The sequence below is a fragment of the Pseudomonas sp. NY15356 genome, assembly GCF_048068175.1.
GTDB classification, from domain to species: Bacteria; Pseudomonadota; Gammaproteobacteria; order Pseudomonadales; family Pseudomonadaceae; genus Aquipseudomonas; species Aquipseudomonas putida_K.
The window spans coordinates 7,373-26,247 of record NZ_JBLUPW010000027.1 but is presented as its reverse complement, the minus strand read 5'-3'; the positions used below and the strand labels follow the sequence as shown (position 1 = coordinate 26,247).

The window sequence follows — 18,875 nt, the reverse complement described above, 5'->3', positions numbered from 1 at the left end:
CACGACCCCTCAATCAGGAAAGCAGTTTCTCAAGATCATCGGCAGATAGACGTTTGAGGGCCTCCAGGGATTTAGTCAGCTCGTCCTGCACTGGCGCCTGCTCCTGACGCAGGCCGTCGAGCGCCGTGCAGAACGCCTCCAGGGTGGCGGTTTCGAACAGCAGGCGTATCGGTACCTCGACCCGCAACTGCTCGCGCAGGCGCATGGCCGCCTGAGCCGCCAGCAGCGAATGGCCGCCCAGGGCGAAGAAGCTGTCGTCCAGGCCGACCTGGTCGACCGCCAGCAGCTCGCCCCACACCTGTGCCACCTGCACCTGCAGTTCGCCTTGCGGCGCACGGTAGGCGGCCTGGGCCTGCAGGCTGTCCAGGGCGGGCAACTGGCGTCGATCGAGCTTGCCGTTCGGGCTCAGCGGCATCTGCGCCAACACCACCAGGTGCGCCGGCAGCATGTGCTCGGGCAGCCCTTCGCGCAGGAACCCGCGCAACTGCACCTGCTGCGCCTCGCCAAACGTGCCCTCGGCCACCAGGTAGGCCACCAGTTGCGGGCCCTTGCCTGCGTCCGGCGCGGTGACCACGGTCTCACGCACAGCAGGGTGCTCCAGCAGGCGCGCCTCGATCTCGCCCAACTCGATGCGCAGGCCCCGGATCTTCACCTGATGGTCGATACGCCCGGCGTACTCAATGGCGCCGTCTTGGGCATAGCGGGCCAAGTCGCCGGTGCGGTACATGCGCTGCCCCGCCACGAACGGATCGAGCGGGAAACGCTCGGCGGTGAGGCCCGGGCGGCGGTGGTAGCCCCGGGCCAAGCCTTCGCCGGCCAGGTACAGCTCGCCGGTAACGCCCGGCGCGACCGGCTGCAGGTCCCGGTCGAGGATGTAGGTGCGCAGGTTGTCGATGGCGCGGCCGATCGGCACGCCATGGCGACCGTCGTCGACACAACGCCAGTGGGTGACATCGATCGCCGCTTCGGTCGGGCCGTACAGGTTGTACAGCTGTGCCTGTGGCAAGCGCGCGAATACCTGTTGCTGGGCGTCCAACGGCAGCGCCTCGCCGCTGCAGACGATACGCCGCAACGAGGTGCAGGCGGCCACCCCTGCGTGCTGCAAGAACACCTGCAGCATCGACGGAACGAAGTGCAAGGTGGTGACCTGTGCCTGGCGGATCAGCGCCACCAGGCGCGCCGGGTCGCGGTGATCGCCTGGCCCGGCCACCACCAGGTGCGCCCCCGCCAGCAGCGGCCAGAAAAACTCCCACACCGAGACGTCGAAGCTGAACGGCGTTTTCTGCAACACCACATCACCTGGCGCCAGCGCGTAGGCGTCCTGCATCCAGAGCAACCGGTTGACCAGCGCCCGATGGCGGTTGCCCGCGCCTTTCGGCTTGCCGGTGGAGCCCGAGGTGTAGAGCACATAGGCCAGGTGCTCGCCGTCGACCTCGACAGCTGGACGCCCTGGGTCCTCGCTGGGCCAGGCCAGGGTATCGAGGTTCAGCACAGGCAGGGCCGGGCGCACCGGCAGGTCATCGAGCAGCCACGACTGGGTCAGCAACAAGGCGATACCGCTGTCCTCGAACAGGTAGGCCAGGCGCTCGGCCGGGTACTCCGGGTCCAGCGGCACATAGGCACCGCCGGCCTTGAGCACGGCCAGCAGGGCCACCACCATCTCCAGCGAGCGCTGGGCCGCGACGCCCACCAGCACGTCCGGGCCGACGCCTTGCGCCACCAGGTGCCGGGCCAACCCGTTGGCCCGTGACTCGAGCTCGGCGAAACTCAGCGTGACCTCGCCAAAGCTCAACGCCGGGGCCTGCGGCGTGCGCACCGCCTGGGCCTCGATCAGGCGCACCACGCTGGGCTGCTGTGCATGCTCGGCCCGCGGCCCTTGGCCCAGGGCCAGCCAGGCCTGACGTTGACGCTCGTCGAAGGGACGCAAGTCGCCGACTCGGGCCTGGGCATCGAGTCCGGCCATGGAGGCCAGCAGCGCCAACAGCTGGGTGCCCAGGCCCTCGATCGTAATCGCGTCGAAGATCGCGGGGTCGTACTTGAAGGTCACCGTCAGTGCCTGGCTGGCGTCCACCAGCAGGCTCAGCGGGAAGCCCGTCTGTTCATGGCCATGCACTTCACCAAAGCGCAGCCCGCCCGGGGTCCCCTGCTCCAGGGCCTCGGCCACCGGGTAGTTCTCGAACACCAACAGGCTGTCGAACAGCGGCTCGCCGCTGTGCCCGGCCCAGCGCTGGATATCGTAGAGCGGCGTGTGCTCCCAGTCGCGCAGGTGCAGATTGAGCGCCTGCAGCGCCTGCAGCCAAGGCACCAGCGGCTGATCGGGCATGGCACCGGCGATCACCGGTAGGCTGTTGATGAATAGGCCGATCTGCTGCTCGATACCCGGCAGTTCGGCCGGGCGCCCGGACACCGTGGCGCCGAAGACCACCCGCGCCTGGCCGGTATGGCGTTGCAACAGACAGGTCCAGGCTGCCTGGACCAAGGTGTTGAGGGTGACCTTGGCAGCCCGGCCGAAGCCCTGCAGTGCCTGGGTCACCTGCGCGTCGAGGCTGGTACGGTACTGCCCGCCCCCGCTCGGCGCCCCCTCGCGGGTAATCGCCTGGCCGAGCAAGGTCGGGCCGTCGAAGCCACCGAGCTGCTCACGCCAGAAACGCTCGCCGGCGTCGGAATCGCGTGCCTGCAGCCAGGCGATGTAGTCACGGTAGCGCCCTGCAGGTGCCCCGGGCACTTCACCGGCATAGCGCTGCAGCACCTCGGCGAGCAACCTGGCATGGCTCCAGCCGTCCATCAGCAGATGGTGGCTGGTGAAGATCATCTGATAGGTCTGCTCGGCGCAGCGGGCCAGTTGCACCCGCAGCAACGGCGCCTCGTGCAGCACGAAACCCTCGTCCCGGGTCTGGGCTGCCAACCGTTGCAGCGCCTGGGCCGGATCGGTTTCGCCACGCAGGTCGAGCAGCTCGAACGGCAAGCGCACATCGCGCAATACCAGTTGCAGCGGCTGAGCCTGGTCCGCTGGCCAGTGAAACTGGCTGCGCAGGCTGTCATGGGCATCCAAGGTGGCCTGCCAGGCACGCTGGAAACGCTGCGGGTCGAGCCCATCGATACGCACCTGCAATTGGTTGATGTAGTCGCCTCGGGCCTCGCTGTACAGGCCATGGAACAGCATGCCTTGCTGCATGGGCGACAGCGGGTAGGCATCGACCAGGCGTGACGGCGCCACTGGCAGTGCGTCCAGGCTGGCCTGATCGAGGCCCGCCAGCGGCACGTCCGACGGCGTCACGCCACCGGCCTGTGGCGCCAGGCAGTGCTCGACCAGCACAGCCAGTTCCCGCGCATAGTCGTCGGCCAGGGCCTCGACCGTTGCCAGCGGGAACACCTGCTCGCTGAAGGTCCACTCGAACACCAGTTCGCCTTGGTACACCTGGCCATTGATGCTGAGCGGGCTGCCCAGCGGCGCGTCCTCGCCCTGCTCGCTGCCGGCCGCCTCGCGTGCCGGCACCAGCAGCGCCTGGGGGTCGTCGAAGCTGCCGTCGAACTGGCCCAGGTAGTTGAAGGTCACCTGGGGCGCGGCCAACTCACGCAAGGGTTGCAGGCGTGGGTCGGCATGGGCGCGCAGCATGCCAAAGCCAATCCCTTTGTCGGGGATGGCCCGTAACTGCTCCTTGATCGCCTTGATCGATTCGCCCAGGCCGTCGGCCGGGCGCAGGCACACCGGGAAGGCACTGGTGAACCAGCCTACAGTTCGGGTCAGGTCGAGGTCGGCGAACAACGCTTCGCGGCCATGGCCCTCCAGCTGCACCCACAATGTCGGTTGCCCGTTCCAGGCACGGAACACCCGGGCCAGGGCGGTCAACAGCAAGTCGTTGACCTGGGTGCGGTAAGCGCTGGGCGCCTGTTGCAGCAACGCCTGGGTCAGCGGTGCCGGCAGGCGGGTGCGCGCATGGCGGGCATGGCGCCTGTGCAGGCTGCCTGCGGGGTTGTCACAGGGCAGCGCCTGCAGCGGCTGGCGGGCCTGTTCCAGCCAGTAGTCGGCACTGGCGCGCATCGCCTCGCTGCCGGCATGGGTTTGCAGGCGCAGGGCCCAGTCGCGCACCGAGCTGGTCTTGGCCGCCAACCGCGCTGCCGGCTGGTGATAAAGCGTTTGCAGGTCTTCGAAAAGGATGCGCCAGGAAACGCCGTCAACCACCAGGTGATGGGCCACCAGCAACAGCCGCTGGCCACCGGCATAGTCGCACAGCACCGCACGCAGCAATGGCCCACAGGCCAGGTCCAGGCTGCGCTGGGCGCGCTCGCATTCGGCCAGCAGCGTCGCTGCGTCGGCAGCCTGGCACTGCCAGAGCAGGCGCTGCGCCGGGTCAGGCTCGACATGGGTCGCCTGCCAGCCGTCGGCGCCCTGGACGAAGCGCTGGCGCAGGGCATCATGCTGACGCAGCAAAGCCTGCAGGGCTTGCTCCAGCCGCTCGCCGTCCAAGTGCTGGCGCGGCTCGAGCAACACTGACTGGTTCCAGTGATGACGCTGGGCCATGGGCATGTCGAAGAACACGCGCTGGATCGGCAACAGCGGCAGCTCGCCGCTCACCAGGCCCTGCTCGGCCAGCGCCTGCGAGACACCGTGCTGGGCGACCTGGGCCAGGGCCTGCACGGTCTGGTGCTGGAACAGTGCCTTGGGCGTGAAGTGGATACCCGCCTGGCGCGCACGGCTGACCACCTGCAGGGAGATGATCGAATCACCGCCGAGCGCGAAGAAGTTATCCTGCCGACCGACCTGCGCCACCTTGAGCACGTCCTGCCAGATACCGGCGATGGCGATTTCCAGCGCGCCTTGCGGTGCCTGGAAGCCATTTGACGCTGCCTCGGCGTCCGGGCGCGGCAGCGCGGCGCGGTCGAGCTTGCCATTGACCGTCAGCGGCAGGCACTCGAGCGGCACCCAGTGCACCGGCACCATGTAAGCCGGCAAGCGCGCGGCCAGGGCCTCGTGCAGCCGAGCCGGGTCCTGGATCGTCGGAGCCACCAGGTACGCCACTAGTTGGGTACCGCCTGCGCCCTCCACAGGCAGCACCACCGCCTCGCGCACCCCAGCCTGGTCGAGCAGCGCCGCCTCGATCTCACCCAGCTCGATGCGCAGGCCGCGCAGTTTGAGCTGGTGATCGATCCGCCCAAGGTAGTGCAGTTGGCCATCGCCGCGCAGGCGCACACGGTCGCCGCTGCGATACAGACGCGCCCCCGGCGCACCGGCCGGGTCAGGCACGAAGCGCTCGGCGGTCAGCCCTGGGCGGCGATGGTAGCCACGGGCCAGCGACGCGCCGCCGATGAACAGTTCGCCCGGGGCATCCAGCGGACATGGGCGCAGGCTGTCGGCCAGCACCTGGGTCGTGACGCCGGCAATGGGCGAGCCGATCGCCACCACATCGCCATCGCCCACCTCGCCAGGCTCGTGCCAGGCGCTGTCGATGGTCGACTCGGTCGGGCCATAGAGGTTGACCACCCGACCCGGCCAGCGCTCGCGCAGCTGGCGCACCAGGCTGCCCTTGAGCGCCTCGCCGCCGATCAGCAGCAGGCGCAGCGAGGCCAACTGCTCGGTGCGGGCGTCTGGCAGCAGGCCCTGCAGCAGCGAGGGGGCCATCTGCAGCACGGTGATGCCCTGGGCGGCGACCAAGGGCCACAGCTGGCCCAAGTCGTCGTTGAGATTGGCCGGTGCCAGCACCAGTTGCGCGCCGCACATCAGCGGCAACCAGAACTCCCACACTGAGGCATCGAAGCTGAAGGCGGTTTTCTGCAGCACCCGGTCCTGGACGCTCAGGGGGTAGGCCTGGCGCATCCAGTGCATGTGGTTGGCCAGGCCGCCATGGCGCACCGCCACGCCCTTGGGGCGCCCGGTGGAGCCGGAGGTGTAGATCACGTAGGCCAGGTGTTCGGCGTCCAGTTGCAGCGGCGGCGCGCCCGGGTCTTGTGCAGGCGGCGCACTGCCCGTCTCGTCCAGCAACAGGCTGCGCGGGGCCGGCAAGGCGCCCGTGCGCTCGCGTACCCCCTCGGTGGTCAGTAACAACCCCAGGCCGCTGTCTTGCACCATGTACGCCAGGCGCTCGCGCGGGTAGTCCGGGTCGAGCGGCACGTAGGCAGCGCCGGCCTTGAGCACCGCCAGTTGCGCCACCACCAGCTCCAAGCTGCGCTCCAGGGCCAGGCCCACCAGGCACTCGTGGCCCACGCCCGCATCTCGCAACTGCCAGGCCAGGCGGTTGGCGCGGGCCTCCAGTTCGGCGTAGCTCAGGCTGCGCTCGCCCAGGCGCAGCGCCACGGCATCGGGGCCGACGGCGATGCGCTCGCGCAGCGCGTCGAGCAGCAAGGGGGCCGCGGCAAGAGGCTGCGCCCCTGTACTGGGCAATGCGACGACGCCTGCTGCTTCCAACGGTTTGCTCAGGTCACCGGCGAAGGCCTGCAACAAGTGCTGCCAGTGGCCGGCCATGCGCTCGACGGTCGCGCCATCGAACAGGTCGGTGGCATAGGTGAACGAGGCCCACAGCCGTTGGTCATCCTCGAAGGTGTCCAGGCTCAAGTCGAACGGCGAGGCATGCCGCGCCCAGGGCAGCGCCTCGACCTGCAGCCCGCCGCCGACCTGCGACGCCTGCGCCTGGCGGCCCTGAACCTGGTGGTTGAACATCACCTGGAACAGCGGGTTGTAGCTCAGGTTGCGCTCTGGCTGCAGCGCCTCCACCAATTGCTCATAGGGCAGGTCCTGGTGCGCCTGAGCCTGCATTGCGGCGTCACGTACCTGGCCCAGCAGACTGGCCAGGGTATCGCGCTCGTCGACCTGCGCACGCAGTACCTGGGTGTTGACGAAAAAGCCGATCAGGCCCTGGGTTTCGACCCGGTTGCGGTTGCCCACCGGCACGCCGACACGGATGTCGCGCTGGCCGCTGTAGCGCTGCAACAGCCACTGGAACGATGCCAGCAGCAGCATGAACAGGGTCACGCCTTCGCGCTGACAGGCCTGGCGCAAGGCCTGCAGCAGGACGTCCGGCAGCCGGACCTCGCAGCGGGCGCCCTGCTGACTGGCCAGTGCCGGACGCGGGCGGTCATGGGGCAGCTCCAGCACCGGTTGCGGGCCACCCAACTGGCCGGTCCAGTAGGCCAGCTGGCGCTCGCGCTCGCCCGCCTCCATCCAGCAGCGCTGCCACACGGCATAGTCGCCGTACTGGATCGGCAAGGGTGCCAAGGTCGCGGCCTGGCCCAGGTAGAGGGCAACCAGCTCGCGCACCAGCACCTGCATGGACCAACCATCGGCAATGATATGGTGCAGCGCCAGCACCAGTACCTGGTCCTGCTCGCCCAGCCTGAGCAGGCGGGCCCGCACCAACGGGCCCTGGCGCAGGTCGAACGGCTGCGCCAGGGTGGCGTCGACGAACGCCGCGATCAGCGCCTCGTGCTCGGCCTGCTCCAGCCCCGCGGGCGCCTGCTCGACCTCGATCGGCAGCGCCAGGCTCGCCAGGACCTGCTGGTGCGCCACCGGCTCGTCCTGGAAGCAGGTGCGCAGGCTTTCGTGGCGTGCGACCAGCGCATCCAGCGCCGCGTTCAGCGCCGGGAGGTCGAGCGCACCGCGCAGGCGCAGTGCCGCCGGGATATGGTAGGCGCTGCTGCTCGGCTCCAGTTGCCAGAGGAACCATTGGCGTTGCTGGGCATAGGACAGCGGCAGGCTACCGTGCTCGTGGCGGCTGACCGGTATCGGCAGGTTCGCCAGGCTCATGCCCTTTTGCGCGAGCTTTTCCAGGAACAGCCGGCGTTGCTCCGGCGGCAGTTTGATGAAGCGCTGCACCAGCTGTGCGTTATCCAGGCCAGCCATCTCAGTTCGCCTCCAGTTCGTTCAGGAAATCAAACATGTCGCTCAAGTCGTCCTCGTGATTCGATGTCATGCAGCCCGCCACCGCCTCGGCGTACTCCGCCAGGGTGCGAGCCTTGAACAGCAGTTCCAGGCTCAGGTCCAGGCCAAGCGCCAGTTGGGCCTGGGCGGTGACCTGGGTGGCCAGCAGCGAGTGCCCGCCCAACTCGAAGAAATTGTCCTGAAGGCCGACACGCTCGACCTTCAGCACTGCCTGCCAGATCCCGGCCAGGCACCGCTGCAGCTCGTCCTGCGGGGCCTGGTAGGCAGCCTGCCCGCCCTGGGCCGGGGGCTCGGGCAACGCCTTGCGGTCGACCTTGCCGTTGGGGGTGAGCGGTAGCTGCGCCAGGCATACCCACTGGCTCGGCACCATGAAGGCCGGCAAGCGGCGCTCCAGCTCGGCACGCAGCAGGCGCAGGTACTCGGTCTCATCGCCCGACAGGCCGCTGCCGGGCACCACGTAGGCGACCAGGACCTTGCCATGGGCCCCGTCACGGGCCGCTACGACGGCGTCACGTACCCCAGCCTGGTCCTTGAGGCAGGCCTCGATCTCGCCCAGCTCGATACGAAAGCCCCGGACTTTCACCTGGTGGTCGATCCGCCCCAGGCAATCGACCAGGCCGTTGGCTCGCAGCCGCACCAGGTCACCGGAGCGGTACATGCGCGCCCCCGGCGGGCCGAAAGGGTCCGGCACGAAGCGCTCGGCGGTCAGCCCCGGACGGTTCAGGTAGCCCCGGGCCACGCCCTCGCCGCCCAGGAACAGCTCACCGGCCAGGCCGGCGGGCAGCAGTTGCAGACTGGCATCGAGCACCCGCGCGCTGCGGGCGCCGACGCGGTCACCGATCGGGGCATGGGCGGCCTCGCAGCGATCGCCTGCGGCAGCTTTCCAGATCAGCGGCGTGACCACCGTCTCGGTCGGGCCGTAGCCATTGATGATGTATTGCGGGCGCAAGGCGCGCTGGGCCAGGTCGAAACTGGCGCTGGCCACCGCGTCGCCACCGAAGCAGTACACACGCATGGCCGGCGGGTTACCTGCGCGCTCGGCCTGTACGGCCAACTGCTGCAGGTATACCGGCGGGAAGGCCGCAACCGTCACGCCATGGCGATGCAGGGCAGCGAAAGTCTGCTCCGGTGTCCACAACGCATCGTCGCGCAGCAGCAGGCGGGCGCCGTGGGTCAGGCTGGTGAGCCAGCGCTCGTGGGCCCCGTCGAAGGCGAACGACATGAACAGCAGTTCGCAGTCGGACTCGCTCATTTCGTAGCGTGCGCCGATGCTCTGGCAATGCATGGCCAGCGGACCGTGCTCGACCGCCACGCCCTTGGGCAAACCGGTGGAGCCGGAGGTGTAGATGATGTAGGCCAGGTTACCTGGCTCGACGGCTACCGATGGCGACACACTGGGGTAGCTGTCCAGCTCCAGCTGGTCCACCGCCAGGGATCGCACACCGGCCGGCAACGGCACCGCCCAGGGTTGGCGGGAATCCACCAACAACAAGGGTGCCGCGCTGTCCGCGAGCAGGTACGCCAGGCGCTCGGCCGGGTAGGCAATGTCCAGTGGCACGAACGCACCACCGGCCTTGAGCACGGCGAGCAAGGCCACGGGCAACTGCTCGTTGCGTGGCAGGGCGACGGCGACCCGGACCTCCGGCCCTACGCCCTGCGCCACCAGGGCATGGGCCAACTGGTTGGCACGCTGCTCCAGCTCGGCGAAGCTCAGTTCGCGCTCGTCCTGCACCACTGCCACCCGACTTGGCTGGCGCGCAGCCCAGAGGCTGATGCGCTGCTGCACCAGCAGGCCGTCGCCCGGCGCCGCCTCGGCATTGCGCTCGGCATCCAGGGCCACCTCGTCGGGCAGCGCCAGCCCCAGTTCCCCCAGGGGTTGCCCGGGCGCGCTGACGAACTGCAGCAACAGATGCTCCAAGTGCGCGGCCAGGCGCACCACGCTGGCCGGCTCGAAGTGTGCCCGGGCGTAGTCGAAGCCCAGGTACAGCTCATCGCCCAGCTCCACCGCCAAGGCCAACGGATAATGGGTCTGCTCGTGGCTGTGTACGGCACCGAAGCGCAGCGCGCTGGCATCCCGCTGACGCAGGACCTCCCCGACCGGATAGTTCTCGAACACCAGCAGGCTGTCGAACAGGCTTTCGGCCGCCAGGCCTGCCCAGCGCTGGATCTCGAACAACGGCGTGGCTTCGTGCTCGCCGCGCTCCAGGCTGTCGGCCTGCACCTGCTGCAACCAGCTGGCGACGGTCTGCTCGGCGGCCGGCGTGCCGATCACCGGCAAGGTATTGATGAACAGGCCGACCTGGCCATCGATGCCCGGTACCTGCACCGGCCGCCCGGCGACCGTAGTGCCGAACGCCACGCTGGCCTGACCGGTGTAACGCTGCAACAGCAGCATCCAGGCAGCCTGTACCAGCACGTTGGCGGTGACCTTGTGCTGGCGGGCGAAGGCCGTGAGAGCCTGGGTCCGTCCGGCATCGACCCGTAGCGTATGGCGGGCACGTCCAGGCTGCACCGGCAGGTTGCCGCCCAGGCTCTGGGCCAGGCGGGTCGGCGCCTCGAGCTCGGCCAGGCGCGACTGCCAGTAACGCTCGCCAGCCTCGCCGTCAACCTGTTGCAGCCAGCCGATATAGTCACGGTAACGCCCACTCGGCGTGGCGGGTGGCTGGCCGTGGTAACGCGCCAGCACCTCGCCGAACAGCCGAGCGTAGCTCCAACCGTCCATCAGGATGTGATGGTTGGTGCAGACGAGCCAATAGCTGTCGTCATCGGTACGCGCCAGACACAAGCGCAGCAAGGGTGGCTGGCGCAGGTCGAAGCCACGCGCGCGTTCCTCTTCGAGCAACTGCGCGAGGGCCTGCGCCGGCGCCGTGTGGTTGCGCCAGTCCAACAGCTGGAACGGCAATGCGACCTGCTTGCAGATGAACTGCAGCGGCGCGGACAGCTCGCCCTGCCAGAGGAAGCCGCCGCGCAGCGGTTCGTGGGCCTGGACAGCCTGCTCCCAGGCCGCGCGCAAGCGTGCCGGGTCCAGCCCTTGTACCTGCACATGCATCTGGTTGATGTAGTCGCCACGGCCCTGTTCGTACAAGGCATGGAACAGCATGCCCTGCTGCATCGGCGACAGCGGGTAAAGGTCTTCCAGCGTGGCCAGGGGCAGCCCCAGGCGCTCCAGCCCGGCTTGGTCGAGGCCAGCCAGCGGCACGTCGGACGGTGTCAGACCGCCAGCACCCGGCACGCAGCAGCCATCGACCAGACGGCGCAACTCTTCGCTGAACTGCTCGGCCAACTGGGCCACCTGCGCCGGGGCCAGCTGGTCCTCGGCGAAGGTCCAGCCCAGGCTCAGGCAGCCCTCGAACACCTGGCCGTTGAGCGTCAATGGGTGGCTGAGGGTGGCGCGTGCACTGTGGTCGCGACTGCCGCTGTCACCGGCCGGGCGCAGCAGGGCCTGCTGCCCGTCGAAGCTGCCGTCGAACTGCCCCAAGTAGTTGAACAGCACCTGTGCCCGTGGCAGCGCGGCCAGGCGCTGGCGTGCCGCCAGCGGACCCAGGTGGCGCAGCACGCCATGGCCGAGGCCTTTGTACGGTACCGCCCGCAGTTGCTCCTTGATGGCTTTGAGGGAACTCTCCAGGCCCTCGGTGGGCGTCAGGCGCAGGGGATACAGGCTGGTGAACCAGCCGACGCTGCGGCTGAGCTCCAAGTCATCGAACAGCTCCTCACGGCCATGCCCTTCGAGCTCCAACAACACGCTGGCCTGGCCGCTCCAGCGGCACAGCACCCGCGCCAGGGCGGTCAGCAGCAGGTCGTTGACCTGGGTACGCCAGGCCTGCGGCGCCTGCTGCAGCAGGCGCTCGGTGGTCGCGCCGTCCAGCCGGCTGTAAACCGTGCGGGCACGGCTTTCGAGCGCCAGGCCCGCCGGGATCGGCAAATCCGCGCCAGGCGCGCACTGGGCCTCCCAGTAGGCCAGTTGCCCTTGCAGCGAGGCATCGTCCGCCCATTGCACCAGGCGCAGGGCCCAGTCGCGGTACGCACCGGTCTTGGCGGGCAATTGCACGCTGGCGCCCTGCTCGAGCTGCCGGTAGGCCGTCTGCAGGTCTTCGCACAGCACGCGCCAGGACACCCCATCCACCACCAGGTGATGCGCCACCAGGAACAGCCGCTGCCCGCCTGTGCCCAGGTCCAGCAACAGGCCTCGCAGCAACGGACCGTGGGCTAGGTCGAAGCATACCTGCAGGCGTTGACACTGCTCGCCGAGCGCCTGCTCGTCGGTCACGTGCGCTTGTTGTAGCAGTGGCTGCACCGGCTCCACCGGGCGATAGCTCGCCACCCAGCCCTCCTTGCCCTGGGTGAAGCCCAGGCGCAGCGCGTCGTGGTGATTCACCAGGGCTTGCAGTGCCTGTTCCACCCGCCGAGGGTCCAGGGGCCGGGCCGGTGCCAGCAGCACGGATTGGTTCCAGTGATGCCGATCGACCAGCACCTCCTCGAAGAAGGCCTGCTGGACCGGCAGCAACACCTGTGCGCCTTGCACCGGGCCTTGCTCGGCCTGCGAGGTAGCGGCGCAGGCCTGGGCCACTGCGGCCACGCCCTGCAGGGTCTGGTACTGGAACAAGTCCTTGGCCTTGATCTGCAGGCCGGCCTGGCGCGCGCGGCTGACCACCTGCAGGGAGAGGATCGAGTCGCCGCCCAGCTCGAAGAAGTTGTCCTGCAAGCCGACCCGGTCGCATTTGAGGACCTCGGCCCAGATCGCCGCCAGGGTGACCTGCGCGACACTTTCGGGCGCCTGGTGCGCCGCACGCGAGGGTTGCGGCATCGGCAAGGCCGAGCGATCCAGCTTGCCGTTGGCATTGAGCGGCAACTGCGCCAGGAACAACCAGTGCGTGGGTACCATATGCTCCGGCAGACGCTGGCGCAGTGCGGCGCGCAGGGTCTCGGTATCCGACTCGACGCCCTCACGGGCCACCAGGTAGGCCACCAGTTGCCCACCCAGCCCCAACGGCTGCACCAGCACGGCGGCATCGGCAATCGCCGGGCAGTCGCGCAAGGCGCTCTCGATCTCGCCCAACTCGATGCGCAAGCCACGCAACTTGACCTGTTGGTCGCGCCGACCGTGGTAGGCGAACGTGCCATCGGCGCGCAGACGCGCCAGGTCGCCGGTACGGTATAAACGGGCGCCAGGGGCGCCGAAAGGGTCGGGGACGAACTGCAGCGCGGTCAACCCCGGGCGCCCCAGGTAGCCACGGGCAAGGCCCGCGCCGCCCAGGCACAGTTCGCCAATCGCGTTGCCTGGCGTCAAGGCCAGGTCGGCGTCCAGCAGCCAAGCCGAACGCTCGCCCACCGGGCTGCCGATCGGTGCGTACAACGCCGGGCTGGCCATGGCCTGGCAGGCATGAATCAGCGGGCTGATCACCGCCTCGGTCGGGCCGTAGGCATTGAACAGCTGCCCCGCGCGCAGGCGCGGCAGCCCGCTGAACTGCGCCTGGCTCCAGGCTTCGCCGCCGAGGATGCAGGCACGCACCTCGAGCGGTGGGCTGCCTGGCTCGGCGGCCTCGAGGATACGCGCCAGGTAGCTCGGCGGCAGGTCCAGAACACTGATACCGTGGGCCCGCACCTGCTCCAGCAGTTGCGCGTAGGCCCATTGGGTGGCGTCGCCAAGCACCACCGCAGCGCCCCGCATCAACGGCATGAAGATCTGCTCGGCTGCCGCATCGAAGCTGATCGAGGCGAACTGCAACACACGGTCCTGCGGGCCCACGCCATAGCGTGCGGCCGCGCCATGGCAGTGCATGGCCAGGGCAGCCTGGCTGACCGCCACGCCCTTTGGCCGGCCGCTGGAACCGGAGGTGTAGATCACATAGGCCAGGCTCTGGCCCATGCACGGTGCGACACGGGCAGGCACTATGGTGTCCACGGTGTCCAGCGCCAGCGTCCGCTGCCCTGCCGCCAATGGCAGGCGCGCCAACTGTGCCGACTCGCCGATGACCAGCGCCGCGCCGCTGTCTGCAAGCATGTACGCCAAACGTTCGGCGGGGTACGCCACATCCAGCGGCAGATAGCCAGCGCCAGCCTTGAAGATGCCCAGCAGGCCGACCACCAGGCCAATGCCCCGTTCGGCGACGATGGCCACCAGCGTCTCGGGCCCCACCCCCGTGGCGCGCAGGCGTGCCGCGAGCTCGTCGCTGCGCAGGTCCAGGGCGGCATAATCGATACGCTCATCGCCATGGATCAGCGCCAGGGCCTGGGGCGCGCGCCGTACCTGGGCGGCAAAGGCCTCCAGCACGTTGCCCGGCGCCGCCTCGGTCGGCCCCTCGACCTGCGCCAGGCGCTGCTGCCACTGGGCTGGGGCCTGCAACTGGACTTCGCCCAGCGACTGTCGCGGCTGCTCCACCAGTGCGCCGAGCAAGGTCTGCCAGGCCTCGGCCATGCCGACGATACTGGCCGGCTCGAACAGTTCTGCGGCATACAGGAAGGCCACGTTGATGCCGTGGTCGGTCTCCAGGGTTTCCAGGGTCAGGTCGAACTGCGCCATGCCTGCTGGCAGTACCCTCTCCTGCGCTTGCACGTCCGGCAGATTGCCCGCGGCGGCGGCGCCCACCGTGTTGAGGTGGTTGTACATCACCTGGAACAGCGGGTTGTGCTGCAGCGAACGCGGTGGGTTGAGCGCCTCCACCAGGCGATCGAAGGGCAGATCCTGATGAGCCTGGGCAGCCAGTGCGGTCTCCCGGGCCTGGCGCACGATCTGCTCCAGGGGGGCGCTTGGCAGGATGTCCAGGCGCAGCACCAGGGTATTGACGAAGAAGCCGACCACGCCCTCCAGGGCCTGGGCATTGCGGTTGTTCACCGGCAAACCGATGCGGATGTCGTGTTGGCCGCAGTAGCGTTGCAGCAACATCCCATAAGCAGCGACGAATACCTGGAACAACGTCAGGTTGTGCTGGCGCGCGTAGTGACGCACGGCCTGGGCCAGGGTGTCCGGCAGGCGCAGGTCCAGGCGCCCTTCGCGGTAGTCGCGGCGCACACCGCGCGGGTGGTCGCACGGCAATTCGAGCAGCGGGTGCTCGTTGCCCAGCTGCCCGCGCCAGTACGCCAGCTGACGCGCCATCTCACCGGCTTGCAGCCATTGGCGCTGCCACTGCGCATAATCGGCGTACTGGATCGGCAACGCTGCCAGCACGGGCATTTCACCCTGTTGGAACGCGCGGTAGAGCTGGGCGAACTCACGCCCGAGCACGCCCATCGAACCGCCGTCGGAGACGATGTGGTGCAGCGTGACCACCAGCACGAAACGGTCGGCCGCCAGCTCGAACACCCGGACGCGCATCAGCGGCCCCTGCTCGAGGTCGAACAAGGTGTTGATCTCGGCCTCGATACGCGCCTGCAGCGTGGCCTCGTCGGCACCGGCCAACCTGTCCCAGTGCACCACCACCTGCCCTTGCGCCTCGACCACCTGGCACAACTGCTCGCCATCGCGAGCGAAATGGGTACGCAGGGCCTCGTGACGCGCCACCAGCGCCGCGAAGGTGCGCTCCAGGGCCTGGCGGTCGAGAGCACCGTCGAAGTTAACCACCAGCGGTGTGTGGTAGGCGACGCTCTCGGGCTCCAAGGTCCAGAACAGCCATTGGCGCTGTTGGGCGAAGGATGCGGGCAGCGGCGCATCACGCCCGATGGCCACCAGCTCGCTGGCCGTGGCGGTGCCCCGGGCCGCTTCGACCTCGAGGGCGAAGGCTTGCAGGTCGGCACTGTCGAACAGGCTGCGCAACGGCACATCCGCCCGCACCAGGCGGCGAACGCGGGAGATGATCTGAGTGGCGAGCAACGAATGGCCGCCCAGGCTGAAGAAGTTGTCACCCAGCCCTACCCGCTCGACGTCCAGCACCTGCGCCCAGATCTGTGCCAGTTGCTGTTGCAGCGGTGTCTCGGGGGCCAGGTAACGCGGCTGGGGGGCATCCGGCAGCGATGCGGCAAGGGCCTGCAGGTCGAGCTTGCCGTTGAGGGTCAACGGCATGGTGTCGAGCAGCACGAACGGGCCAGGCACCATGTAGTCCGGCAGCGTCTTGGCCAGCTCGCGCTTCCAGGCGGCGACCTGTGCGGGCTGGTCACCGATGACCCCCTTGGGCACCACATAGGCTACCAACTGCGCCGCGCCCATCGCCTGGAGCACTCGGCAATGGGCCTCGCGCACCTGCGCCAGGCCACGCAACCGCGCTTCGATCTCACCCAGCTCGATGCGATAGCCGCGAATCTTCACCTGGTGGTCGATGCGCCCGTGGAAGGTGAAACGCCCATCCAAGCCCTGGCTGGCCAAGTCGCCGGTGCGGTACAAGCGCGCGCCTGGTGGGCCGAAGGGGTCGGGCACGAAGCGCTCGGCGGTCAGCCCGGGGCGGCGGTGATAACCACGCGCAAGCCCCGCACCACCGAGCAGCAGCTCGCCCCGGGCGCCGCAGGGCAAAGCCTGCAAGTGCCCGTCCAGTACCTGGGCACGTAGGTTCGGCAAGGGGCGGCCAAGCGCCGGCGGCTCGGCACCGCCCTGCAGCAGCGGTGCCGTCAGCACGCCGACCGTGGTCTCGGTCGGGCCGTAGTGGTTGATCACCTGGCAGGCCGGCGCCCACTCGACGATGCGCGCCAGCAGTGCGGGCGATGCGCTTTCGCCGCCCAGCACCAGGCATTGGCGTGGCAGGCCGGCGCCGCGCTGCTGGTCGCTGAGCAGGGCCTCGATGTGCGATGGCACGATCTTCAGTACATCGATGTTCGCCTGTGCCATGTAGGTGGCGAAACGTTCGGCGTCGAGGGTCAGGTCCAGGTCCAGCACATGGAGGGTGGCGCCGCTGCACAGGGCGCCGAACAAGGTGGTATGGCCCAGGTCGGCGGCAAGCGTGGACACCACCGCCATGCTGCGCGCTCCGGCCAGCGGCAGGGTTTCGAGGATACCCTGCACGTAGTTGACCAGGCCGCCGTGGCTCAACGCCACACCCTTGGCCTGGCCGGTAGAGCCGGAGGTATAGATGACATAGGCCAGGTGGGCCGGGTCGACCAGCACCACTGGCGCGCTCGCAGGCAGCCCCGCCCAGGCAGGCTGCGGTGCATCGAGCACCACCGTATGCACGCCCGGGCATTGCGGCAGCTGCGCCAGCACGGCGCGCTGGGTCAGCAGCACCTTCACCCCACTGTCCTCGATCATGTAGCCCAGCCGCTGGACTGGGAACTGTGGGTCGAGCGGCACGTACGCTGCGCCGGCCTTGAGCACGGCCAGCAGGCCCACCAGCATGTCCAGGGAACGCTCCACGGCGATGCCCACCAGCACATCCGGCCCGGCACCGAGGGCCAGCAGGTGGTGGGCCAGGCGATTGGCCGAACGGTCGAGCTCGGCCCAGGTGAGTTGCTGCCGGCCATGCACCGCGGCCACCTGGCCGCAGCGCTCGAGGGCCTGGCGCTCGATCAGGTGGTGGATGCACAAGGTCGCCTCCCGCGGCTGCGCGGTAGCGTTCCACAGCCGCTGCTGCTCAGCCTGCCCGGCCGACAGCACTGGCAGCTCGCCCAGCACGGTGGCGGGCGAACGTAACCAGCCATCGAGCAGGGTCAGCCAGTGCCCGGCCATGCGTTCGATGGTTTCGGCCTTGAACAGCTCCAAGCGGTAGGTGAACGCGGCGAACAGCCGCCCGCCGCGCTCGTAGGTATCCAGGGCAAGGTCGAAACGTGTGGTGTGGTGGTCGCGCTCCAGGGCACGCAACTGCAGGCCGCCGACCTGCCGCGCCTGCTCCAGGTCGGCCACTTGGGCCTGGTGGTTGAACAGCACCTGGAACAGCGGGTGGTGGCTGCTGTCACGGGCCACGCCAAGGCCATCGACCAGTTGCTCGAACGGCAGCTCTTGGTGCGCCTGAGCCCCCACGACAGCTTCGCGCACCTGCTGTAACAGCGCTGCCAGGCCCTGCTGCGCCTGCGGCTGCACGCGCAGCACCTGAGTATTGATGAAGCAACCGATCAGGCCCTCGACCTCGCTACGGTTGCGATTGGCCACGGGCACACCGAGGCGGATATCGTCCTGGCCGCTGTAGCGCTGCAGCAAGGCCGCGAACGAACCGAGCAGCAGCATGAACAGCGTGACATTGTGCTCACGGGCACTGTCACGCAGGCGCGCCGCCAGCGCCTCGGGGATCTCGAAGGCGTGACGACCGCCCGCCGACCCAGGGCGCAGGGCGCGCGGGAAATCGGTCGGCAGCGCCAGCGGCGGATGCTCGTCACCCAGCTGGCCACGCCAGTACGCCAGCTGGCGGGCCTGCTCGCCGGCCTCCAGCCAGCTGCGTTGCCATAGCGCGTAGTCGCTGTACTGCACCGCCAGCGACGGGAGGTCCAGCACCTGGCCGCGTACCAGGGCATCGTAGCGCTGGATGAACTCGTCGATCAGCACGTTCATCGACCAGCCGTCGGCGATGATGTGGTGCATCACCAGGACCAGCACATGCGCCTGCTCGGCCAGCCTGGCCAGGTGGATACGCAGCAGCGGCCCCTGCTCCAGGTCGAACGGCTGCATCGCCTGCTGCCGTACGAGCTCGGCCACGGCCGCCTGGCGTTGCGCCTCGGGCAGCGTGCCAAAATCATGCCGCACGATCGCCAGCGGTCGCTCCAGTGGCCGCAGGCAAGGCGCATCGCCTGCGTCGAGGGCGAACACCGTACGCAGGGTGGCATGCCGCTCCACCAGGCCGACAAAGGCCTGTTCCAGGGCGTTCTGGTCCAGCGGCCCGCTCAGGCTGACCGCACTGGGCAGGTTGTAGGCATTGCCCTGCGGCTCGAGCTGCCAGAGCAGCCACATGCGCTGCTGGGCATAGGACAACGGGCAATCCTGCGCCGCACGCACCCCGGCCGGAATCGGCAACACCGAGAAGTCGACCCCTTCGCGTTCCAGCGCAGCGAGAAACACATGGCGTTTTTCCAGGGGCAGTGCCACGAACCGGCGGGCAAGTTTGCGAGCGTCATCTGCGTTCATTTACATCCATCCGTCTAGATCGAGCGAGGC

Annotated in this window: 2 protein-coding genes; both read right to left on the bottom strand. The window is 68.9% G+C overall.

Features of this window, described 5'->3' with window-relative positions; all coding sequences use genetic code 11:
- Positions 1 to 13: 13 nt before the first annotated feature.
- Positions 14 to 7,834: an amino acid adenylation domain-containing protein gene (locus ACNFCI_RS19065; RefSeq protein ID WP_368830103.1), complete on the bottom strand. Its 7,821-nt coding sequence runs from the start codon at positions 7,832 to 7,834 to the stop codon at positions 14 to 16.
- 1 nt (position 7,835) lies between these two features.
- Positions 7,836 to 18,845, bottom strand: a complete 11,010-nt coding sequence (locus ACNFCI_RS19060; protein ID WP_416768111.1) for an amino acid adenylation domain-containing protein — start codon at positions 18,843 to 18,845, stop codon at positions 7,836 to 7,838.
- Positions 18,846 to 18,875: the final 30 nt, after the last annotated feature.